At 53.9% G+C, this 22134-nt stretch carries 23 protein-coding genes and 1 tRNA gene; 11 read left to right on the forward strand and 13 right to left on the reverse strand.

Going from position 1 to position 22134, the window contains the following annotated elements; all coding sequences use genetic code 11:
• Window positions 1-5: 5 nt before the first annotated feature.
• Together ccmB and ccmA are read right to left on the reverse strand one after the other, a co-directional pair.
• Window positions 6-665 carry a heme exporter protein CcmB gene (ccmB, locus tag AC6I8K_RS13195; protein WP_008101298.1) on the reverse strand — a complete coding sequence of 220 codons (660 nt, stop codon included), beginning with the start codon at window positions 663-665 and terminating at the stop codon, window positions 6-8.
• Window positions 665-1279: a cytochrome c biogenesis heme-transporting ATPase CcmA gene (gene ccmA / locus AC6I8K_RS13200; RefSeq protein WP_497826872.1), complete on the reverse strand. Its 615-nt coding sequence runs from the start codon at window positions 1277-1279 to the stop codon at window positions 665-667. Before ccmA ends, ccmB begins: the two co-directional genes overlap by 1 nt.
• Window positions 1280-1522: 243 nt before the next feature.
• Here ccmA and AC6I8K_RS13205 point away from each other — a divergent pair, with 243 nt between their 5' ends.
• Window positions 1523-2443 carry a formate/nitrite transporter family protein gene (locus AC6I8K_RS13205; protein WP_497826873.1) on the forward strand — a complete coding sequence of 307 codons (921 nt, stop codon included), beginning with the start codon at window positions 1523-1525 and terminating at the stop codon, window positions 2441-2443.
• Between the two features lie 87 nt (window positions 2444-2530).
• Window positions 2531-2605, forward strand: a tRNA-Arg gene (locus AC6I8K_RS13210).
• Between the two features lie 19 nt (window positions 2606-2624).
• On the opposite strand, the gene AC6I8K_RS13215 is transcribed toward AC6I8K_RS13210, so the two are convergent.
• Both AC6I8K_RS13215 and AC6I8K_RS13220 read right to left on the reverse strand, forming a co-directional pair.
• Window positions 2625-2876 carry a hypothetical protein gene (locus AC6I8K_RS13215; RefSeq protein WP_483817825.1) on the reverse strand — a complete coding sequence of 84 codons (252 nt, stop codon included), beginning with the start codon at window positions 2874-2876 and terminating at the stop codon, window positions 2625-2627.
• A gap of 186 nt (window positions 2877-3062) precedes the next feature.
• On the reverse strand, window positions 3063-3932 hold the full coding sequence (locus tag AC6I8K_RS13220) for a helix-turn-helix domain-containing protein (protein ID WP_064739446.1): 870 nt from the start codon (window positions 3930-3932) through the stop codon (window positions 3063-3065).
• Between the two features lie 180 nt (window positions 3933-4112).
• On the opposite strand from AC6I8K_RS13220, the gene AC6I8K_RS13225 reads away from it, so the two are divergent.
• On the forward strand, window positions 4113-5012 hold the full coding sequence (locus tag AC6I8K_RS13225; protein WP_483817826.1) for a DMT family transporter: 900 nt from the start codon (window positions 4113-4115) through the stop codon (window positions 5010-5012).
• 38 nt (window positions 5013-5050) lie between these two features.
• Here the strand turns inward: AC6I8K_RS13225 and AC6I8K_RS13230 are convergent, their stop codons facing one another.
• Window positions 5051-5290, reverse strand: a complete 240-nt coding sequence (locus AC6I8K_RS13230) for a hypothetical protein (protein ID WP_007889156.1) — start codon at window positions 5288-5290, stop codon at window positions 5051-5053.
• A 269-nt stretch (window positions 5291-5559) separates the two neighbouring features.
• Between AC6I8K_RS13230 and AC6I8K_RS13235 the strand changes: the two genes are divergently transcribed.
• Window positions 5560-6777 (forward strand): L-lactate MFS transporter, encoded by a 1218-nt coding sequence (locus AC6I8K_RS13235; RefSeq protein WP_497826874.1) that lies wholly within the window; start codon window positions 5560-5562, stop codon window positions 6775-6777.
• 512 nt (window positions 6778-7289) lie between these two features.
• Here AC6I8K_RS13235 and AC6I8K_RS13240 read toward each other — a convergent pair.
• The 4 genes from AC6I8K_RS13240 to AC6I8K_RS13255 all read right to left on the reverse strand — a co-directional run bounded on the left by AC6I8K_RS13240 (window position 7290) and on the right by AC6I8K_RS13255 (window position 9884).
• Window positions 7290-7571 carry a membrane lipoprotein lipid attachment site-containing protein gene (locus AC6I8K_RS13240; RefSeq protein ID WP_064739449.1) on the reverse strand — a complete coding sequence of 94 codons (282 nt, stop codon included), beginning with the start codon at window positions 7569-7571 and terminating at the stop codon, window positions 7290-7292.
• A 254-nt stretch (window positions 7572-7825) separates the two neighbouring features.
• Window positions 7826-8629 carry a hypothetical protein gene (locus AC6I8K_RS13245; protein ID WP_064739450.1) on the reverse strand — a complete coding sequence of 268 codons (804 nt, stop codon included), beginning with the start codon at window positions 8627-8629 and terminating at the stop codon, window positions 7826-7828.
• Between the two features lie 9 nt (window positions 8630-8638).
• Window positions 8639-9091: a universal stress protein gene (locus AC6I8K_RS13250; protein ID WP_064739451.1), complete on the reverse strand. Its 453-nt coding sequence runs from the start codon at window positions 9089-9091 to the stop codon at window positions 8639-8641.
• Window positions 9092-9098: 7 nt separating this feature from the next.
• The gene (locus tag AC6I8K_RS13255; protein ID WP_483817829.1) at window positions 9099-9884 is read right to left on the reverse strand and encodes an IclR family transcriptional regulator; all 786 of its coding nucleotides are present in this window, start codon (window positions 9882-9884) and stop codon (window positions 9099-9101) included.
• Window positions 9885-10034: 150 nt separating this feature from the next.
• On the opposite strand from AC6I8K_RS13255, the gene AC6I8K_RS13260 reads away from it, so the two are divergent.
• The 3 genes from AC6I8K_RS13260 to ypdK all read left to right on the forward strand — a co-directional run bounded on the left by AC6I8K_RS13260 (window position 10035) and on the right by ypdK (window position 12944).
• Window positions 10035-11636 (forward strand): MFS transporter, encoded by a 1602-nt coding sequence (locus tag AC6I8K_RS13260; protein ID WP_497826875.1) that lies wholly within the window; start codon window positions 10035-10037, stop codon window positions 11634-11636.
• A 5-nt stretch (window positions 11637-11641) separates the two neighbouring features.
• Window positions 11642-12670 (forward strand): HlyD family secretion protein, encoded by a 1029-nt coding sequence (locus AC6I8K_RS13265; RefSeq protein ID WP_064739454.1) that lies wholly within the window; start codon window positions 11642-11644, stop codon window positions 12668-12670.
• 202 nt (window positions 12671-12872) lie between these two features.
• Window positions 12873-12944, forward strand: coding sequence for a membrane protein YpdK (gene ypdK / locus AC6I8K_RS13270; RefSeq protein ID WP_099686956.1), 72 nt, complete (start codon window positions 12873-12875; stop codon window positions 12942-12944).
• 41 nt (window positions 12945-12985) lie between these two features.
• Here ypdK and alaC read toward each other — a convergent pair whose 3' ends face one another.
• Both alaC and AC6I8K_RS13280 read right to left on the reverse strand, forming a co-directional pair.
• Window positions 12986-14224: an alanine transaminase gene (gene alaC / locus AC6I8K_RS13275; RefSeq protein WP_064739455.1), complete on the reverse strand. Its 1239-nt coding sequence runs from the start codon at window positions 14222-14224 to the stop codon at window positions 12986-12988.
• 118 nt (window positions 14225-14342) lie between these two features.
• Window positions 14343-14867, reverse strand: a complete 525-nt coding sequence (locus AC6I8K_RS13280; RefSeq protein WP_064739456.1) for a GNAT family N-acetyltransferase — start codon at window positions 14865-14867, stop codon at window positions 14343-14345.
• A gap of 316 nt (window positions 14868-15183) precedes the next feature.
• Here AC6I8K_RS13280 and AC6I8K_RS13285 point away from each other — a divergent pair, with 316 nt between their 5' ends.
• Both AC6I8K_RS13285 and AC6I8K_RS13290 read left to right on the forward strand, forming a co-directional pair.
• Window positions 15184-16875, forward strand: a complete 1692-nt coding sequence (locus tag AC6I8K_RS13285) for a LytS/YhcK type 5TM receptor domain-containing protein (RefSeq protein WP_497827249.1) — start codon at window positions 15184-15186, stop codon at window positions 16873-16875.
• Window positions 16872-17597 (forward strand): LytR/AlgR family response regulator transcription factor, encoded by a 726-nt coding sequence (locus AC6I8K_RS13290; protein WP_497826876.1) that lies wholly within the window; start codon window positions 16872-16874, stop codon window positions 17595-17597. Before AC6I8K_RS13285 ends, AC6I8K_RS13290 begins: the two co-directional genes overlap by 4 nt.
• A 31-nt stretch (window positions 17598-17628) precedes the next feature.
• On the opposite strand, the gene glk is transcribed toward AC6I8K_RS13290, so the two are convergent.
• On the reverse strand, window positions 17629-18594 hold the full coding sequence (gene glk, locus AC6I8K_RS13295; protein ID WP_483817833.1) for a glucokinase: 966 nt from the start codon (window positions 18592-18594) through the stop codon (window positions 17629-17631).
• A gap of 160 nt (window positions 18595-18754) precedes the next feature.
• Window positions 18755-20407 carry a thiamine pyrophosphate-binding protein gene (locus tag AC6I8K_RS13300; RefSeq protein ID WP_497826877.1) on the reverse strand — a complete coding sequence of 551 codons (1653 nt, stop codon included), beginning with the start codon at window positions 20405-20407 and terminating at the stop codon, window positions 18755-18757.
• A gap of 214 nt (window positions 20408-20621) precedes the next feature.
• On the opposite strand from AC6I8K_RS13300, the gene mgrA reads away from it, so the two are divergent.
• Together mgrA and AC6I8K_RS13310 are read left to right on the forward strand one after the other, a co-directional pair.
• Window positions 20622-21611, forward strand: coding sequence for an L-glyceraldehyde 3-phosphate reductase (gene mgrA / locus AC6I8K_RS13305; RefSeq protein WP_497826878.1), 990 nt, complete (start codon window positions 20622-20624; stop codon window positions 21609-21611).
• A gap of 159 nt (window positions 21612-21770) precedes the next feature.
• On the forward strand, window positions 21771-22127 hold the full coding sequence (locus AC6I8K_RS13310) for a DUF2502 domain-containing protein (RefSeq protein ID WP_064739462.1): 357 nt from the start codon (window positions 21771-21773) through the stop codon (window positions 22125-22127).
• The last annotated feature ends 7 nt before the right edge of the window (window positions 22128-22134 follow it).

Genomic DNA, 22134 nt, shown 5'->3' on the forward strand with positions numbered 1-22134 from the left:
ACGAATTAATGCAGACTGATACGCAAGGCTGCAGCCGTCGCAAACGGCGACAGCGTTGCGCTTACGGCCAGCATCGCGCCAAGAATCGCCAGATAACCACCGATCGGCAATCCCATCCCGGCGGCATCAATCGCCGCGCTGGCGAATATCAACACCGGTATCGACAACGGCAATACCAGCAAACTCAGTAATACGCCGCCGCGCCGCAGCCCAACGGTCAATCCAGTCCCAATCGCGCCGAGAAAACTCAGCGTTGGTGTGCCCAGCAGAAGCGTCAATGCCATCGCGCGCCAGCCGGCAAAATCCAGCGACAACAACAAGGCCGCCAGCGGCGACAATAAAATCAGCGGCAGCCCGGTAATCAGCCAGTGCGCAATCACTTTACCCAGCACGGTGACCGGCAGCGGCGTTGGCAACAGAAGTAGTTGCTCAAGCGAACCATCAAGAAAATCGTCACGAAACAGCCGTTCCAATGCCAGCAATGAGGCCAGCAACGCGGCAACCCACGCCACACCCGGCGCAATGCGCGCCAGCTGTTGCGGCTCCGGTCCGATACCTAACGGAAACAGCGTGATAACAATCAGGAAAAACCACAGCGGATTGATCACTTCCGCGCCGCTGCGAAAGGCAATTTTTAATTCACGCTGAATGACCCGGCCTAACATCAAGCCCACTCCGAAGTAAGACGAATTTTACGCACGCGAGAACGGTGGTCGGGCAGATCCTGATGCGTGGTCAAAATCACCGCTCCGCCGTTATCGGCATGCGCGGTAAATCGCGCCATTAATTTTTCCACACCGCCTTTATCGATAGCGGTCAGGGGTTCATCGAGGATCCATACGGACGCCGGGCTGAGCCACAGTCGGGCTAATGCCACGCGGCGTTGTTGTCCCGCAGAGAGTTGCGCCACTGGCACCTCTTCAAAACCCAGCAGGTCTACCTGCTCAAGTGCAGCAAAAATCGCGTCTTCATTGCTGCTGCCGTGCCAGAAATGCAGATTCTCTAACGGCGAGAGTACGGATTTAACGCCCGGGTGATGGCCGAGATAGAGCAGGTTTTGTTGCCATATTTCGCGCTGTTGGCGAATAGGTTGTGTTTGCCACAGCACGTCGCCCTCTTCCGCCCGGCTTAATCCCGCCAACAGGCGCAACAGCGAGGTTTTCCCGGCACCGTTAGGCCCTTCAATCTGCACAATGTCACCCGGTTGCACACAGAAGCTCAACCCATGAAACAGAGTTCGATCATCACGAACGCATGAGAGATTAATGACTTCGAGCATAGAAGGGAGAATCACAGCAATGAATGAGGCGGCGATAATACCACAATGAATCTGTGGGCCGAAGTCTGTGAGCCAGCCTGCACTTACCCCAAATGGGGTATTCGTGCGCATCAGATCAAGGAATCGCTCAAAAAACCATCTCAGTTAAAATTTCGTTACTCTTAATTTGAATCCTCGTAACAAATTGACCTTGCTAAAACCAGCTACGCTTATTACGCATTGGCATTATCACCAGAGGAAAACATGAAACAATCACCATCGATTTCAAAGAGTGACAACGATGTAGAGAGTGATGAGAAGGATCAGGGCAAGGAGATCGAAGTTGATGAAGACGCCCTGCCCTCGCAGGCTGCGGCGATTCACGAGGAGATTCGTCACGACGGAGAAAAGGAGTTAGAGCGCGACGGTATGGCGCTGCTTTGGTCAGCGGTTGCCGCCGGACTGTCGATGAGCGCATCGCTCATGGCGAAAGGCATTTTTCAGGTCCATCTGAAAGGCGTGCCGGGGGCGTTTTTACTGGAGAATTTGGGTTATACGTTTGGCTTTGTCATTGTGATTATGGCGCGCCAGCAATTGTTTACTGAAAACACCGTCACCGCCGTTTTACCAGTGATGCACAAACCCACCGCCAGCAACTTTGCGCTGCTGTTACGTTTATGGTGTGTGGTGCTGCTCGGCAATTTGATTGGGACTGCGCTAGGCGCATTAGCCTTCAATCATATGCCGATTTTCGACGATGCTACGCGTCAGGCGTTTACCGCCATCAGTGAAAAAGTGATGGTGAACCCACCGAGTGAAATGTTCGCTAATGCCGTGATCTCCGGCTGGATTATCGCCACCATGGTATGGATGTTCCCGTATGCGGGCGCGGCGAAAATCGTGGTGATTGTGATGATGACCTGGCTGGTGGCGTTGGGCGATTTGGCACATATCGTGGTCGGTTCGGTCGAAGTGCTGTATCTGGTGTTTGCGGGTACGCTGCCGTGGTACGAATTCTTCTGGCCATTTGCTCTGCCTACGCTGCTGGGCAACATCACAGGCGGTACGCTGATTTTCGCCCTGATTAGCCATGCTCAGATCCGTAATGATATGAGTGAAGCGGCGAAAGCCAAAGCGCGGGCCGAGCAGAAGCGGAAAGAGAAGCTGAATCAAAAACAGCGCTGAGGTTGGTCTTAAATTGCTGATAGATTGAGCAAACAACCGCTGCATAGTTAAAATCAGGCGCGCAGTGCGCTATACTGCGCGCCCGGCGTCTCCTTAGTTAAATGGATATAACGAGCCCCTCCTAAGGGCTAGTTGCAGGTTCGATTCCTGCAGGGGACACCAGATTTTACTCTTTTGCCGCTTAAAACAGCCACCTCGCCAGACCCAGCGTCACGCCTGCAGTACTCATCATGCCAGCAACTATCCATTTCGTCTGTTTGCTCAATTCCTGATGAATTTTGCCTATATCCTGATGCACTTTGCCGATCTCCTGGTAAAGATCGCTTTTGGTGACGTAATTGGATTTGATAAACGCAATGTCCGTCTTCATTAAAGCCATGTCTGTTTTGATTTTGAGGATATCCGCTTCCAGCTTAGAAACGCGCTTTTCCATTATTACGCCCTCGTGTAACTTATCATTTTAATCAATGTGATACCTTCAATTTCCTGCAAAGCATCCTACGCTAAAACGAATAAAAAACAGGCGTCACAACGTTTGAAAATGCATAATTGGGAGATGGGTTCAGAAAAAAAGACGGGTTGTTGCGGACAATTACAACGCTTACGAGTGAGATCGTCATTAGCCCTGATCTTGTCGCCATGCTGAGGGCGTTACACCATGCAGTTGACGGAAGCGGTTACTGAAGTGGCTGGAAGAGTGAAAACCGCAGCGCAGTGCGATTTCGGTGAGCGGCAAACGGCTGAATTTCAGCAACTGCAGCGCAGCATCCATGCGGCGGCGCATCACATATTGATGCGGTGCCTCGCCCACACTGCTACGGAACATGCGTGCAAAATGGTATTCGCTCAGCGCCGCTTCGGCTGCCAGTTGCGCCAGCGTTAACGGTTGATCGAGCTGCGCATCAATATACGCCATTACGCGCCGCAACACGGCGGGTGCCAGACCGCCACGCACCTGCGGCGCGTGCCATTGCACATCACTGTAGCGTTGCAACAGATGCGTCACCAGTAATGTTGACGCACTGCTAAGCATCAATTGGTTCGCCGGCTGTTGCCAGTCGCTACTTAGCAAGAAGTGGCGATAGAGTTGCGTAATGCGGTCATCCGCAGAAAAGATCTTTTCATGCAGATTGAGCCGCGATGGACTGCGATCCCAGATCTGTTCGCCCAGATGGCGCAGATGTTCATCGGTGCAATAAAGATGCACAAACCATAAATCAGCACGAATATCCCACACCGACTCTACGCCGCTGGGCATCAGGCAAAAACGATCCGGGCCGCCGCCGTTGCGCCAGCCATGCGGGGTTTTATGCCAGGTTTCATAGCCGTCGGCGGTATATAGGCTCAACGTGTGGTGATTGCTGAGGTTGGTGACGCGATCGCCGCTGTTAAACCAGGCCGCCAGTTTAATGCCGCTCGACAACTGCACGCTGTCGCGCAGTTGCGCTTTGTGGCGCTGTAGCATGTTGAAAGTCTGGTAATCGGCCATGATTCATATCACTCGAAATTCATTAGTGCTCAGTGTACGGATCTCAGCGGACAGAAAACAGGTCACAGCGGGACGCAAAAGGAAAAAGCGCAAGATTTTGCAATTGCCGCGCAAAAGCGTGCAAGCGGCGCATGGCTATTCACGCCACACTGCGAGCCAGATTGTGTCGGAGAGCGCGTTATGAATGTGATGTTATACCTTGCCGTAGTAATGATTTGGGGCACCACCTGGATCGCCATTTTCCTGCAGCAGGAAGCGGCTGATACGCCAGTTTTGGTGGCGGTTTTCTGGCGTTTCTTACTGGCATCACTGGTGATGCTTGTCATCCTTAGACTGCTGCGCAGGCTGCGAGCGCTGGATAAGCGCGATCATCTGTTTTGCCTGCTGCAGGGCTGCTGCGTGTTTGGTTTCAACTTTGTCTGCTTCTATCATGCTGCCGCGTGGATTAGCAGCGGGCTGGAGTCGGTGATTTTCTCGATGGCCGTGCTTTATAACGCGCTTAACAGCTGGATTTTCTTCCGTCAGCGTCCATCGTTTCGCCTGTTACCGGCCGCCATACTTGGCCTTGGCGGCATTGTCGCGCTGTTCTGGAACGATATTCAGGCTGCGCATCCTGCGCCGCAATTGTTGTGGGGCGTTGGCCTGAGCGCGCTCGGCACCTTAGGCTTCTCCTTTGGCAATATGATTTCACTGCGCCACCAGCGTCGTCAGCGTGATGTATTGACCACGAACAGCTACGCCATGCTGTATGGCGCATTGGTGATGGCCGCACTGGCCTTGCTTAATGGCGATGCACTCGCGCCAGCCCTGAATATTCAGTGGTTAGGCGCCATGAGCTACCTGGCGATATTGGGTTCGGTAGTGGGATTTGGTGCCTATTTCACGCTGGTGGGACGTATTGGTGCCAGTCAGGCCGCTTACAGTACTTTGCTGTTTCCGTTGGTGGCACTTACGCTCTCCACGCTTTACGAAGGTTATCAGTGGCACAGTAATGCGATTGTGGGTTTGGTGATGATTCTGACGGGAAATATGGTGATGTTTGTCCGCTGGCCGACAATGGGCCATTTGCGTACGGCCTAAATAACCAGAGCGGGCATTGCGCCCGCTCTTTTGCTCCTCTAGCGCCAGCCCTGAACGCCGATATTGAGCTGGTGAGGTTTAGTTATGGCTTTTCTGGCAATCCAGTAAAGCAGGACGCGTTCATCATCTTTGTCGCGGTCGGCCATTGCCAGTAATTTCAGCGACAACGTGGATTTGTTCACTGGTTGATGCTCATCGCTTAACTCGATCACCGCCTGACCGATAATGCAGCAAACCTCATCCTCGCTTGACGCGGATTCATATGCTCGGTCTTTCATATTTCCTCCTCTTGAATGAATTATAAGCCTGGCAAACATCCCCAACTTTGCAGGCAATAAGGCGCGATCGATACAAGTGGTTACACATGGTTACCCATAGCAACCGCCAGGGTTAAAATGACATCACTCGCTGTCATCACAATGTCATTCATGCCCAGTTCGCTGCATTTCATTCCGTTGTCCCGTCGATTCACGCCCTCGCTTCCCCCGCACGCGCGAGAGCCACTTATTATCTCCACAGATTCCGCTTTCTCGAGTGAGAGATAAAAATGAAAACAGTAGCCACGGCGAATGACCAACGTACCCGCATACTTACCCTTATTGGCACCATCATCACGCAGTTTGCTCTAGGCTCGGTTTATACCTGGAGCCTGTTTAACGGCCCGCTGGCGAACAAGCTGGATGCGCCCATCAGTGAAGTGGCTTTCTCGTTCGGTTTACTTAGTCTTGGACTGGCAATCGCATCATCGCTTGCCGGGAAATTGCAGGAGCGCTTTGGTGTGCGCAACGTCACCATCGGCGCGGGCATTCTGATGGCGGTAGGTTTCTGGCTGACCGCCCATGCCGACAATCTGATGATGCTGTACCTCAGCGCGGGGATTCTGGTGGGTCTGGCCGATGGTGCCGGTTATCTGATGACGCTCTCTAACTGCATGAAGTGGTTCCCGGAGCGTAAAGGACTAATTTCGGCCTGCTCCATCGGCGCTTACGGTTTAGGTAGCCTCGGCTTCAAATTTATTTGCGGCGCCCTGCTCAGCGCACAAGGTCTGGAGAACACCTTCATGATCTGGGGCGTATTGGCGATGAGCATGATCATCGTGGGCGCTTTGCTGATGCGTGATGCCCCGATACAAAAGAGCGGCGGCAATGCGCAACGTGAGGCGAAAGATTACACGCTGGCACAATCGGTGCGTTTACCGCAGTACTGGATGCTGGCGCTGATGTTCCTTACTGCCTGCATGAGCGGCCTGTACGTGATTGGCGTGGCGAAGGATATTGGCGAAGGCATGGTTCATCTTAGCGCGCAGACAGCAGCCAATGCGGTGACGGTGATTGCGATTGCCAACCTCAGCGGCCGCCTTATTCTTGGCGTGCTGTCTGATAAAATGGCGCGTATCCGCGTCATCACGCTGGCGCAAATTGTATCGCTAGTGGGGATGAGCATTTTGCTGTTTACTCACATGAACGAAGCAAGCTTCTTCCTCTCCTTAGCCTGCGTCGCATTCAGCTTTGGTGGCACCATCACCGTGTTCCCGTCGCTGGTCAGCGATTTCTTCGGCCTGAACAATCTGACCAAAAACTATGGCCTGATTTACCTCGGTTTCGGCATCGGCAGCGTGCTGGGTTCGCTGGTCGCGTCTACTTTTGGCGGCTTCACTGTGACGTTCAGCCTGATTATGACCTTGCTGGTGATTTCACTGGTGCTATCACTGAGCATCCGTCTGCCACATCGCCAAAACGTGGCTGAACCTTTATTGCATAATTAAAGCAACGTGGATGCCGCATTAATGCGCGGCATCCCTTTTCTCCATACTTTATTCACATTACGCTTTTAATTGAGAACCGCTATTATTAAGCCTTGCCTTTCAGAGTAATCGCGTTAATATAGTCAGGCATTCAGCTTATTCTGATTGGCATATTTTACTCCCCGCCTTTTTTAGCATTTAATTGACATACTCCGTAATACATTCTGCAATAACTCTACATTTCCTGCATCTTCACTCCACTATTCCCCTGTAATCTGGCGTCATTGGAACAGAGGAGGACTCTCCATGAAGAAGCTTATTAAGGTTGCATCGGTTGTAGCCATTATGACGATGTTGAGTGGCTGTATTATCGATCACCATCGTGGAGGCGGCGGCCCGGGTTGGGGCCATCATGGTGGCGGAGGCTGGCATCATGGGCATGGCGGTTATGGACACCGCAGATAGTTGGGCAAAGCACACACAGCAAATAATAAGAAAGTAACAAGGGCGGGAATTTATCCCGCCCTATTTTTTTAGCTTTTAACTGCGTAATTACATTGGTACCAGGCTTTTTTTAATCCAGGCAAATTGCTGTTTTGCGACGGCAGCGATTCCACCTTATCAAATCCACGCTGACTGCAATAATTCGCAAGGTCGATCTCCATGGCGTCTTTATTCAACGTTTGCGGATCGTAACGATACTGCACGGTATTTGAGCGGGTATCTTCATCAACGCGCTCAAATCCCCCCGGTTTACTGACGCTACAACCCGCCAGCATAAATAGCGCCAATGCGCTAATAAGCATTTTATTCATTAGTGTTTCCTCTCAAGCATTGCAGTCTAAAATGCAATGCCGCGCTTATCTATAGGAATGAAGCGCGAAATGTCTGCATATTGAAAAGCTTTTACCAATTAAATCGATAAAACCAAACGGTTTCCCTTATCAAATCTGCGGTGCGATGATGCCTCCAGACAAAACGAAGTCTGCACCACACCAGGTGAGTTAATAAGAAAATAGATCGATAAGTGACCTTCATGCCCGCGCTGAGCGGGCTTTTTTTTCGCCCGCTACCCGGTAAGGCTGACCATCTTACGTAAAAGATTGGCTGCTTGTTTATCAGGCAATGCGAGAATGCCGCTGTAGAGGTCAATTGACATCGCGCACATTGCGCTGCGATCAACGGCGGTGTCTGCCGGCATATTCAGCTGTTGCAGCCGATCGCCCCACTTGCTATACAGCTTTTCCACCACACTTTGCAGATCGCGCTGCGCCGCAGTTTGATCCAACGGCAGTTCGTTACCGGTACTCTGCTGCAGCAGCGTTTCGAGTGCCTCGGCATCGCGCTGATTCAATTCCGGTGACAATACCTGTTGCAGGTTGACGCCACCATTCACCTGCGGGTAGAGGAAACGGAAGCAGCGCTGCGGTTCCTGCTGCTGCAACGCCCGCATTTCCTCTACCGATACGCGCACATAGTTGAGAATTGCCGCATCCGGAGCGCGCGTGAGCCGTTTATTCACAAAATCCATCAGCCAGCCACGCATATCACCCAGCGCCTGATCGGCGGGAACGCCTTCCAGCCGTTTATGCAGCAGTTCGCGATTGAGCAACTGCCACAGCACAGGCTCCTGAATTTTTAACAGCCGATAGCCGGGCGCGAGGCTGAGCTGGGTTGTCACCTCTTCCACCAGCGCCTGACGCTCCTGACGCGGATGCAGCCAACTGAACCACAGAATATTCGCCAGCATCAGCGGCAACAGAAACAGCAACACGCCTTGCCACAGTCGTAATGAAGTGGTGCGCACCAGCAGAATAATAATGATCGCCAGCAGCGCGAACGCCGCTAGCGTAATCGGAAAAAGCGAGAGCATCGAGCGGGGTTAATCCTTACGTACATCTATTAAAACGGGGCAATTGGCGCGTTCAATCACTGTCGCGCTGACCGAACCTTTTAACAGGCGGTTAAACGGTGACAGATGACGGCGTCCCATGATGATCATACTGGCTTTCAGACTGGCAGATTGTGCGACGATAGTTTCCGCCGCTTCACCCGCCAGAATCAATCCCTTCGCCGTTATGCCTGCGCGTAGCAATGGTGCCAGCGCATGACGCACCACCATTTCAGCGGTGTTCTGCTCATCTTTCGCCAAGACAAAATCATCTGGATCTTCCCCGGCATCAATCTCAATCGGTTGATTGCAGGAAGAGTATGCCGGATCAACGCAGCACAGCACCGTGACCTCCGCCTTATGCGCCAGCGCCTGTTCAATGGTTAACGCAATCACTTTTTCCGCCACCGGTGAGTTATCGATGGCCATCAGCAAGGTTTTCATCAGTTGGTTATCCTTCCACAGCGGTCATTTTGCCAATTTCACGAATCAAGGCATCTTTGCACTTGATGATTTGCTCCCGATAGTGCGCTTCCTGCTTATGAAAACGCGCCGTCGGCACCAGTAATGAGATGGAGAAGCGACCAAACAGCGTATCGATGGCCACCGCCATGGTTGAAATGCCCTCCAGCGTCTCACCGCGATCAATCGCCAATCCGCTGGCGCGCACTTCGGCTATCAGCTCCAGCAATTGTGGCAGCGTTTTCACCGTCATTTCGGTCAACTCTTTATAGGCTTCGCCCACCATCACGCGCACATCGTCATCGCTTTCCAGCGCCAGCAAAGCACGTCCACCGGACGTGCTGTAAAGCGGCAGATTCAATCCGATGCGCGGCACCACGCGCAGTTCGCGCGACGCCACCACATAATGCACGATCGCCAACTGCGTCCCGCTGGCACGCGCCAGCGATACGGTTTCATTGATTTCGCCGGAGAGCTGTTCGAGATAAGGACGCACGATTTCCACCACGTCGCTGTGCACGCTGGAGATCAGTTTGAGCAGCGCCGGACCAAGGCGTAAACCGCCCGCGCCGCTGCTGCGCACCAGCTGTGCACTGTCCAGCGCCGCAATGATGCGCTGGACCGTTGAACGCGGCAGATCCACCACCTGGGCAATTTCACCCAAACTCATGCCGCCAGGATGTTCACCCAGCGCATTCAGAATTTTTGCCGCACGCGCGATGACTTGAATGCCACCCGCTTTTTCATCCTCACGGCTTGAGGGAAGTTCAACCATGATGCGTTCCTTTTTGGCCTGCCCTACTTTAGCGCGAATGATCGCACTTTTACACCCTGTATCACATTGCAATACAGTATATCGATATGTAAGATGCCATCTGTATCACATCGCAATACACTGCATCAACAATATAACGAGAAGCCTGCTATGAATGCCCAGCCCATTGCGGCCCCGGCACCCCATCCGTTTACTCTGCGCCTCGCGCTAGGACTGGTTGGCGTGTTAATCGCCGCGCTTACGTCGGGATTAAACGATCGCGTCACTGATATCGCGTTAGCGGATATCCGCGCCGCCATCGGTATCAGTTACGATCAAGGTAGCTGGATCATCTCTGCTTATCAGGCCGCTGAAGTAGCAGCAATGATGATCGCGCCATGGTTCGCCGTGACCTTTTCCCTGCGCCGCTTTGCACTCATCGTCTCCGCCGGTTTTATGCTGAGCGGCTTGCTGCTGCCGCTGATGCCCAATGCCACGCTATTTATCGCTCTGCGCGTGGTGCAGGGATTGTTTGGCGGTGCGCTGCCACCGATGCTGATGACCGTTGCGCTGCGCTTTCTACCGCCACCGATGAAATTATACGGTTTAGCCGGTTATGCGCTGACCGCGACCTTTGGTCCAAATATGGCCGCCTCGCTGGCGGCGTTCTGGACCGATGAGGTCAGCTGGCTGTTTGTCTTCTGGCAAGTGGTGCCCACCATGCTGATTGCCATGCTACTGATCGGCTGGGGTTTGCCGCAGGATCCGCTGCGCCTTGAACGGTTTAAGCAGATCGATCTGTTCGGCATGCTAACCGGCTGTTCCGGTATGGCGCTGCTGATTCTGGCGCTGACGCAGGGCGAGCGTCTTGACTGGCTCGAATCATCGTTATTCTGCGGCCTATTATTCAGCGCGCTGGCGTTGCTGACTGTGTTCTTTATTAATGAATGGTTTCACCCGCTGCCGCTGTTCAAGTTGCAGATGCTGGGACGACGCAATCTCGCGCATGGTTTGCTGGTGCTGGCGGGCGTGCTGATTCTGTCGCTCTCAGGTTCGGCGCTGCCGTCGGCCTATCTGGCACAGGTGCAAGGTTTTCGCACGCTGCAGTTCGCCCCGCTGGCGTTGACTATTGGCTTGCCGCAGTTGCTGATCGCGCCTTTTGTCGCCGCGCTGCTAAATATTCGCTGGGTAGATTGCCGTTGGATGTTAACGGCGGGTGTGGCGCTGCTGGTCACGTCCTGCTTGATGGGTATGCATATCACCACCGATTGGGCGCGGCAGAATTTCTGGATAATTCAGATTCTGCAGGCGTTCGGTCAGCCGATGGTGATTTTGCCGGTGCTGATGAGCGCCACCAGCGTGGTCGCGCCGCCGGAAGGCCCGTTTGCCTCGGCGATGTTCAACACCGTACGCGGTTTTTCCAGCATCGCTGCCAGCACGCTGGTTGAATGGTTTATCAGCCACCGGGAGAAATTCCATTCCAACGTGTTAGTCGATAGCGCCGCCAGTCGTGCGTGGTTGATGACCGCACCGAACAGCGCGCAATCCAGCAGCAGCTTGCCGTTGCTGCCCGATGGCAGCGCCAGCAGTGCGGAAAACCTCAGCGGCTTCGCCACCTTGCTAAAACATCAGGCGATGGTGCTGAGCCTGAGTGATTGCTACCAAATGCTGATTGCCTTCGCCGCCCTGCTTTTATTGTTAACCGCCTGGCTGCCGAAGCGTGTCTGGCCACCACAAACTCTGATTCAACCTGTTACGACGACGTCGAGATAATTGATATGCAAGCTTTTGCTCTGAAAAGAACGGTGCTGTTGAGCGCCTTATTACTGGTGTTATTAGCGATGGCCTTTTTTGTCTGGTCATCAATGACCAGCAACGATCATCGCACCACCGATGCGTATGTGAATGCTGATTACACCTTGGTCGCGCCGAAAGTTTCCGGCTACATCGCCAGCGTCAACGTGCAGGATAACCAACGCGTAAAGGCCGGTGAATTGCTGGCCACGCTCGACGATCGTGATTACCGTGTGGCGCTTGAAACCGCACAGGCCAATCTGCAGGTTAGCGAGGCGAAACGCCTGAGCAGCCAGGCGCAGCTGGAACAGCAGCAATCCACTATCGATCAGGCGAAAGCCACGTTAGCAGCGAGCCAGGCTTCTGCGCAGTACGCCGGACAGAGCGCCGCGCGTTACAACCAGCTGTATAAAAGTGGCACCATCGCGGCGGACGATCAGCAAAAAGCCAACTCGACGCAGCGTTCGGCTTCTGCCACCGTACGTCAGAGCGAAGCGGCACTGGCTTCCGCCGTCAAGCAAGTGGGCGTGCTGCAAGCTGCGGTGCGTCAGGCCGCCGCCGATGTCGCTGCCGCGCAGGCCAGCGTCGATCAGGCGCAGCTTAATCTTTCCTATACGCGCATCGTGGCACCGGTGGATGGCATGGTCGGTCAGCGTTCCGTGCGCCTCGGCGCCTACGTCAGCGCGGGGACGCGTTTGCTGGCGGTGGTGCCGCTGCAGCAAACTTATATCACCGCTAATTATCTGGAAACGCAGTTGGCGGATGTGCAACAAGGGCAGAAAGTGAGCGTGAGAGTTGATGCTTTGCCGGGCAAGGTGTTTAGCGGTCACGTAGACAGCATTGCCCCAGCGACTGGGGCAACCTTTTCCGCCATTTCACCTGACAACGCCACCGGCAATTACACCAAAGTGGTGCAGCGTTTACCGGTGAAAATTGTGCTGGATACCAACCAGCCAGATCTGGCTAAACTGCGCGTGGGCATGTCAGCAATACCGGAAATTGAGACCCGCTGAAAATGTGAGCAATATCCCAGAAGCGACCTATTTATTTTTGGGACAAATCCGCGTAAATTAGCGCTCGATCCTGTTCTGGGCTTGCCTGGAGCGACCTGAGAAGAAAGCGTGTAGCGGTGATGAACTCCACCTTTCTCTTATTCTGTTCGGGTTACGCGGGTTTGGGATCGCCCGCCGGGTAACCGCTCAGAGGAGTTGTTTTGTGAGATACGCGTTGATGGGAATTTCTTTCTTCCTGTTGCTTTGGGTCGGTACCTTTGTACTGATGCTGTAGATCCGCCAGGCGGGGCGACAGTCAGTCGCCCCACTTAATGGTTATTCCTCTTCTTCTTCCAGCGCTTTCACTGTTCCCGGCAAAATGCCATCGGCACGGAACATCGCTTTGATCCCGCGTACCGCCTGACGAATACGATCGCTGTTTTCAATCAGCGCGAAACGCACATGGGTATCCCCGTAATCACCAAAACCAATGCCCGGCGATACACACACTTTGGCTTCCTGCATCAGTAATTTGGCGAACTCCAGCGAGCCAAGATGCGCATAGTGATCGGGGATTTTCGCCCAGACGTACATTGACGCCTTCGGCAAATCAACCATCCAACCCGCCTCATGCAAGCCTTTCACCAGCACATCACGGCGACGTTTGTACTGCTCAGCGATATCGCGCACGCACTGTTGATCACCTTCCAGCGCGGCAATCGCCGCCACCTGCAACGGTGTAAACGTGCCGTAATCGTGATAACTCTTGATACGCGCCAGCGCGGACACCAGCTCTTTGTTGCCGACCATAAAGCCGATGCGCCAGCCCGCCATGTTGTAGCTTTTCGACAGGGTAAAGAATTCCACCGCCACATCGCGCGCGCCCGGCACCTGCATAATCGACGGTGCTTTCCAGCCATCGTACGTGATGTCGGCGTAGGCGAGATCGTGGATCACCAGCACATTGTACTGCTTGGCCAGCGCGATGACGCGTTCGAAGAAATCGAGCTCAACGCATTGCGCCGTCGGGTTCGACGGGAAGCCGAGAATCATCATTTTCGGTTTTGGATAGCTTTCGCGAATCGCTCGCTCTAACTCGTTGAAAAAATCAACGCCCGCCACCAGCGGTACAGAACGCACCTGCGCACCAGCAATCACCGCGCCGTAGATGTGAATCGGATAGCTGGGATTGGGCACCAGCACGGTGTCGCCGTGATCGAGCGTGGCCAGCATTAAGTGGGCCAACCCCTCTTTGGAGCCGATGGTGACAATCGCTTCCGATTCGGGATCGATTTCTACCTGATAACGGTCTGCGTACCAGCGCGAAATCGCGCGACGCAAACGGGGAATGCCTTTCGAAGTTGAATAACCGTGTGTGTCTTCGCGCTGCGCCACCTGGCAGAGTTTTTCAACGATATGCGGCGGTGTGGGGCCATCCGGATTTCCCATCGAAAAATCGATGATGTCTTCGCCGCGTCGACGCGCAGCCATCTTCAATTCAGCGGTAATGTTAAAAACATACGGGGGAAGGCGTTCAATACGCGAGAAACGACGGGGTGTGCTGTTATCAGCCATGATGTCCTCTGGTTTACGTAAGCGCCCGGACCGTCCGAGCGACGTGGGTCACTGTGGTGACCGCATCAAGAACATAACGCGCTGATAACAAGATTGTCGAGAGCGGAATAAAATAATTTTAATTATTTGGATTCAGGCGGCCAAACACCCAATCGCTTACCCATTGGCCCTTTAGCAGATAATTATCCCGTAGTGTGCCCTCAAGGGCGAAACCATTTTTCTCCAGAATGCGGCGCGATGGCCAATTTCCCTCGATCACCATCGCTTTCAGCTTGTGAAATTCTGCCTGCAGCAAAAACGTGCAGAGCGCCTCGAGCGCTTCACTGCCATAACCCAAGCCGGTAAACGCCGCGCGCAGCATGTAACCCACTTCGGCCTGCCGATACGGATGCCATTCGGCGCTGCAGCCAAACAGGCCAATCGGTTCGTTGGTTTCCCGAATGCGCGCCACCAGACACAGCATATGGAAGCTGCTCGCCTGCCACGGCGCCAGACGCTCGGTAAAGCGTTGGCGGATATCGTTTTCATCCGGGATTTCACTGACCCACGTCATGGTTGCGGCGTCCTGATGCACCGCTTTGAAAATCTGCCAGTCTTCAGGTTGAAGCCGACTGAGGGACAAACGCGGGGTGAGTAATTGCATGGCTGAGCTCCGATTTTTTAAACGGCAACATAGCAAACCGGGTTAGCGACAACCAGCGATTGGCGCACGGTTTGGCTAATCCTCTTTTTAGCACTCAAGCTTTCCTCTTTTTGCCGAGCTTGCCTGGTCGCCATGAATGGCGACCCTACGGACTGGGGCATGTAGGGGCGCCATTTATGGCGATCAAATCGATTTAATTGATCCTGACTACGAGAAAGGCCTGTAGATCGCAGTAGCGCTGGCGGATCGCGATCACATTTTTTATCATGTCCTCCCTTTCCTTGCCTGAGAGATGCCCTTGCCTTCCCACTTCGACATGCTGCTGGCGGTATTTGACCGCGCGGCGCTGATGCTGATTTGCCTGTTCTTCCTCACTCGCACGCGGGTTTTTCGTCAACTGCTGCAAAAAGATGAGCATTCGGTACGCGAAAAGGTGGTGGTGACGGCGATTTTCTCGCTATTTGCTCTGTTCAGTACCTGGTCAGGCATTAACGTCGACGGTTCGCTGCTCAATGTGCGTGTGATTGCAGTGATGTCCGGCGGTATTCTTTTTGGTCCGTGGGTCGGCATCGCCACCGGTGTGATTGCCGGTTTGCACCGCTATCTGATTGATATGGATGGCGTCACGGCCGTGCCCTGTTTAATCACCAGTATCATCGCCGGCATCGCTTCGGGCATGATTAATCGCAGGGTGAGCAAAGAGCAACGTTGGCGCGCCGGTATTCTCGGCGGTATGTTGTGCGAAAGCCTGACCATGCTGCTGATTGTGCTGTGGGCCAAGCCGATGGGGCTTGGGTTGGCGATTGTTTCCGAGATTGCGCTTCCCATGATTTTGGGCGCCTCAAGTATCGGTTTGATCGTGCTGCTGGTGCAAAGCGTCGAGGGCGAAAAAGAGGCGATTGCGGCGCGTCAGGCCAAGCTGGCGCTGGAAATCGCGAATAAAACGTTGCCGCTGTTTCGCCAGGTTGATAGCCAGTCGCTGCATAAAGTGTGTGACATCATCCGCACCGACATTCACGCCGACGCGGTCGCCATTACTAACAACAAGCAAATCCTCGCCTACGTCGGTTACGGCGAGCAAAACTATCACAACGGCGATGATGCCATCAGCCCGACGACCGCGCAGTCAATCGCCAGCGGCAAGATCATCATTAAGAACAATGATGAGGCGCATCGCACCAAAGATATTCACTCCATGTTGGTTATTCCCCTTTGGGAAAAAGGGGAAGTGACCGGCACGCTAAAAATCTATTATCGTCGCGCACATCGCATCACCGGTTCGTTAAAAGAGATGGCAATTGGTCTGTCGCAAATTATCTCAACGCAGCTGGAAGTCTCGCGAGCTGAGCAGTTACGTGAGATGGCGAACAAGGCTGAGTTGCGCGCGCTGCAAAGCAAAATTAACCCGCATTTCCTGTTTAACGCCCTCAATGCTATCTCCTCCTCGATTCGCCTTAATCCAGACACCGCGCGCCAGTTGGTGATCAATCTGTCGCGTTACCTGCGCTATAACCTCGAACTCAACGATGATGAGCTTATCGACATCAAGAAAGAGTTATGGCAGGTGAAAGATTACATCGCGATTGAGCAGGCGCGTTTCGGCGACAAGCTCTCGATGATTTACGACGTGGATGAAGATCTGCACTTCACGCTGCCCAGCCTGCTCATTCAGCCGCTGGTGGAGAATGCCATTGTGCACGGTATTCAGCCCTGTCGCGGCAAAGGCGTGGTGACGCTGAGCGTAAAAGATTTAGGCGATCGCGTGCGCGTGGCGGTGCGTGATACCGGCGACGGCATCAGCGACGATGTGATAAGCCGCGTGGCACGTAATGAGATGCCCGGCAACAAAATTGGTCTGTTGAATGTGCATCATCGGGTGAAATTGCTCTCCGGCCAGGGCCTGATTATCACCCGTCATCATCCCGGCACCGAAATCGCCTTTACTCTAAGCAAAAATGGTCAGCAACTGTCTGTGCCGCTGCGCCACACCACGGAAACCGCTACGTGAAAGCCATCATCGTTGAAGACGAGTTTCTCGCCCAGCAAGAGTTAAGCTGGATGATCCAGCAACATAGCCAAATCAGCGTTGAGGCCTGCTTTGATGATGGGCTGGAGGTGCTGAAATATCTGCAAAACCATCGTGTTGATGTCATTTTCCTCGACATTAACATTCCGTCCCTGGATGGCATGCTGCTGGCACAGAATATCAATCAGTTTGCCCATAAGCCGTTAATTGTGTTTATCACCGCGTGGAAAGAGCATGCGGTTGAGGCGTTTGAGCTGGATGCGTTTGACTACATTCTTAAGCCGTATCATGAATCGCGCATTATGACGATGCTGCAGAAACTGGAAGCCAGCGCCCAGCAGCAGTCGCAACCGCATAATGCTTCCGCGGGTTCACCGCTGACCGTCAATTTAGTGAAAGATGAGCGCATTATCGTCACCGATATCAACGAGATCTATTATGTTGAAGCGCATGAGAAATTGACGTTTGTCTATACGCGGCGTGAAGCCTATGTCATGTCGATGGTGATCAGTGAGTTTTGCAGTCGTTTGCCAGAGCAGCTGTTCTTCCGCTGCCATCGTTCATATTGCGTTAACCTGAGCAAGATTCGTGAAATAGAACCTTGGTTCAACAATACCTATCTGGTGAAATTGCGCGATTTGGATGCGCAGGTGCCGGTGAGTCGCAGCAAGGTGAAAGCCTTTCGGCTGTTGATGAGGTTATAAGGCGAACGGCGGACGCCGCTCGCCAACAGACTTAAATTTCGCGGCCCAGCACCTGACGCAGATGCGCACCAGCGCCCAGCAAGCCCGGCTGATCGTGGGTGATCATATAGACCGGAATATCGACCAGATAATCGCGGAAGCGGCCTTTATCTTCAAACGCTGCGCGGAAACCGGACGCTTTGAAGAAGTCGAGGAAGCGTGGCACGATGCCGCCAGCGATATAAACGCCGCCAAAGGTGCCAAGATTCAGCGCCAGGTTGCCACCGAAACGGCCCATGATGACGCAGAAGAGTGACAGTGCGCGACGGCAATCAATACACGTGTCTTTCAGCGCACGCTCAGAGACATCCTTTGGCTTCAGGTTTTCTGGCTCACGCTCATCAGACTTGACGATGGCACGATAAAGATTCACCAACCCCGCACCGGATAACACGCGTTCAGCCGAAACGTGGCCGATCTCAGCACGCAGCACCTCGAGAATCTCACCCTCTTCTTCGCTGTTTGGCGCGAAGTCAACGTGACCGCCCTCGCCCGGCAAGCTAATCCAGCGCTTATCGACATGAACTAAGTGGCTCACGCCAAGGCCAGTGCCGGCACCATAAATTGCAATAGGTTTACCTTCAACCGCTGTTTTACCGCCAAACTGAATCACTTCATTTTCGCTCAGCATCGGAATGGCCATTGAAACCGCGGTGAAATCATTGATGATTTCAAGGCTTTCAAAAGCCAAATGCTCTTTCATCGCTTTAGTCGAAAAGGCCCAATCGTGGTTGGTCATTTCCACCCAGTCACCAGTGATGGGACAGGCGATGGCGATACAGGCGTGTTTGATGTCCTGCTTTTGCTCGTCGAGATAATGACGAATCACCGCTTCGAGATTGTCGTAGTCTGATGTTGAGAAGGTTTGGGCTTGCGAGATAGCACCGTTTTCTACCTCACACAATGCGAGACGGGCATTGGTACCGCCCACATCGCCGACCAGGGCGTATATTGTCATTCTTCTGCTGCTCCGCTTGGGCCATAAACAATTGCAGGACACTATAAAAGCCTGCCAATAAAACAACAACGCCCACCTGCTTGATGGGCGTAATCCATTCAAAGATGCTGCACAGCCTACCGATCGACTGCATCACTGCACAGCGGCAACTTTCCGAAATTTAGCCACGATTACGCTGATGCAGTGCGGCGGTGACCTTACGCAGCAACGGCGGCAAGTCCTGTTTGTCCATTACCACTTCCACCAGCGACAAACGCCGATTCAGCATTAATTGCTCCATTACCGCCGCCAGTTGTACGGTTTCGCTGATGCGCCAGCTCTGCGCCGCGCACTGCTGGCTCATCGCCTGCGGCAACGCGGTCCAGTTCCACTGCGCAATATCGTTGTAACGTTGCTCAGCACCGTGAATCGCGCGCTCAACCGTGTAGCCATCATTATTAATCAGAAAGATGATCGGCTGCTGGCCGTCGCGTAGCATTGAACCCAACTCCTGAATCGTCAGCTGCGCAGAGCCATCGCCAATGATCAGGATGACCCGACGATCGGGCTGCGCGGTCTGCGCACCAAAGGTGGCGGGTAAAGTATAGCCAATTGATCCCCACAACGGTTGCACCAGCAATTGTGCGTCCTGCGGTAAACGCAGCGCGGCCGCACCAAAGGCCGCAGTGCCTTGATCGGCAAGGATAATATCACCCGGCCGCAGGAAGCGCTGCATCGCCTGCCAAAATGCCTGCTGACTGATTACCGCCGCAGCAGTTTGCTCACTTTTTTCGCACTCAGCTTCCTCTGCTAGCCGCCAGTGTGCGCAGTGACGCTGATAAATCGGCATCAGCACCTCCAGCGCCTGTTGCAGGTTCAGCGGAGCAAACACCTCGCCCGCCACCGTGGCCTGAAACGGCTGCAGGTCGATGACGCGTTCGGCAGGCAGATGCTGTGTGAAGCCTGCGGTTAAGGTATCGGTAAATCGCACGCCAACGCACAAGGTAACGTCAGTATCTTCAATCGCCTGGCGCACCGCGTCGCTACTGCCCTCCGCCGCGTAAGTGCCGACGTAACCCGGCTGCTGCTCGTTCAGAACGCCTTTCCCCATTAATAAGGTGGCGGCAGGAATCGCGCGCAGCTGACGCAGCGCCGCAAGCTGTGGCTGCAATTGCCAGCGTGAGGCAAGGAAATCCGCCAATAGCGCCACGCGCTGCGCCGGTGCAAGCAGACGTTCAGCCGCATCGGCAAAAGCCGCAGCGACCTGATGATGGTGATCTGGCACTGAGTCAGCTTCGGCAGGCATGACAACCTCAGCCGCCGCCACATCGACCGCCAGCAGCAAATAGCCTGGGCGATGTTGTTTCAGCGCCTCGCTGATAACGCGGTCGATCTCGGTCACCGCGTTTTCCGCCGTCAATACTGCCGATGCCACACTCACTTCCTGCGCCATACGCAGAAAGTGACCAAAATCGCCGTCGCCTAGCGAATGGTGTACGCAATCACCCTGCTGCTGCGCCTGACTGGCGGGCGCGCCGACAATGTGAATCACCGGCACATATTCGGCATAACTGCCAGCGATGCCGTTGATAGCACTGAGCTCGCCGACGCCAAACGTGGTCAGCAGTGCCGCCGCGCCGTTGCAGCGGCCATAACCATCTGCTGCATAGGCCGCATTCAATTCATTGGCGCACCCCACCCATGCAATGTCGGGATGCGCAATCACGCTGTCGAGGAATTGCAGGTTGTAATCACCCGGCACGCCAAACAAATGACGAATGCCGGCTTGATTTAATCGGTGCAGTAAATAATCGCCAACGTTAAGGGTTTTCATCGGTAGCTCCTTGTTAAGGGGATGATCAGGAGTATTAGCGATGTGGCTGAATTGGCGAGATTTTCACCATTGTGGCGTGGTGAATCGTGGCAAGCATACGTTACGACGACAGATAATTCTGTAAGTTGCGATCTTCGGCCCGTTTCGCCTTAGTGTAAACGCATACACTGCTAAGCTGATGTCACTTTCTCCCCTCTTGAGACAGGAACGCTGCATGACTGCTTTTCCCCATCCCGAACGTTATCAACAGATGCAATATCGTCGCAGTGGCCGTAGCGGTCTAAAGTTACCGGCGATTTCGCTGGGTTTGTGGCATAACTTTGGCGACAGTACACGCGTCGATAACAGCCGTGAACTGCTGCGCCACGCCTTTGATCGCGGCATTACTCACTTCGATCTCGCGAATAATTACGGTCCGCCACCGGGATCGGCAGAATCTAATTTTGGTCGCATTCTGCGTGAAGATTTCCATGGATTGCGCGATGAGTTAGTGATTTCGACTAAAGCCGGCTACACCATGTGGGACGGCCCGTACGGCGATTGGGGTTCACGTAAGTACCTGATTTCCAGTCTCGATCAAAGTCTAAAGCGGATGGGCCTGGAATACGTCGATATCTTCTATCATCATCGTCCCGATCCCGAAACGCCGCTGGAAGAGACCATGCGCGCGCTGGATCAGGTGGTGCGTCAGGGTAAGGCGCTGTATGCCGCCATCTCAAACTATCCGGCAGATAAAGCCGCCGAAGCGATTGCGATTCTGCGCGACCTCGGCACGCCATGCCTGATCCATCAGCCGCGTTATTCGATGTTTGAACGTACGCCAGAGCAGGGTTTACTGGATGTGCTGGGCGACAACGGCGTCGGTTGCATCGCCTTCTCGCCGCTGGCGGGTGGCGTGTTAACCGATCGTTACTTGCAGGGCATTCCAGAGGATTCCCGCATCGCCAGCGGCAGTAAGTTCCTGAATGAAGCCCAGTTGACGCAAGAGAAGATGAAAAAAGTACGTCAGTTGCAGGCGATCGCTCAACAGCGCGGCCAGAAGCTGGCGCAGATGGCGCTGAGCTGGGTGCTGCGCGATGCGCGTGTCACCTCGGTGCTGATTGGTGCCAGTAAAACTGCGCAGATTGATGATGCGGTTGAGATGTTGAGCCAGCCGGTGCTGAGCCAGGACGAGATCGACGCTATCCACGCTATCTTGGTGTAAGCGTTTACCCGCCCGGCATTTGTCGGGCGTTTTCCGCAGCAGAAAATTCTCAATTCAGATTTCCCTCAGCGTTTTAAGACTGATTCTCAAGGCTTACCTGGTCCGATGTGGCACACTAGCGCCACGGTGGCAGCTATAAGCTACTGAAAAGGAGAAGTTATGAAACGTGCAATTTTGTTCGCCGCCTTGCTGGCGACTTTATCCCCGTTGGCTATCAGCACAGCACAAGCCGACAGTGCCACCATCAATTTGGGTCCGGGCGTTACGCTGCATCTCGGCGATCGCGATCGTCGCGGTAATTACTGGGACGGCGGACGCTGGCGCGAGCCACGCTGGTGGAACGATCGTTATCAGTACAACGACAACCGTTGGTGGCGCCATGAAGAGTGGAAACGTCATCGTGCCTATGAACGTGAGCGTGAACGTCGCTGGCATGAACGCGAACGTCGTGAACATCATCGGCACGACCATCGTCATGATGATCGTCGTGGTCATCGCGATCACCATCATCACTAAACAAAAA

The organism is Pantoea sp. X-Soil-ISGK-421, from assembly GCF_059730785.1.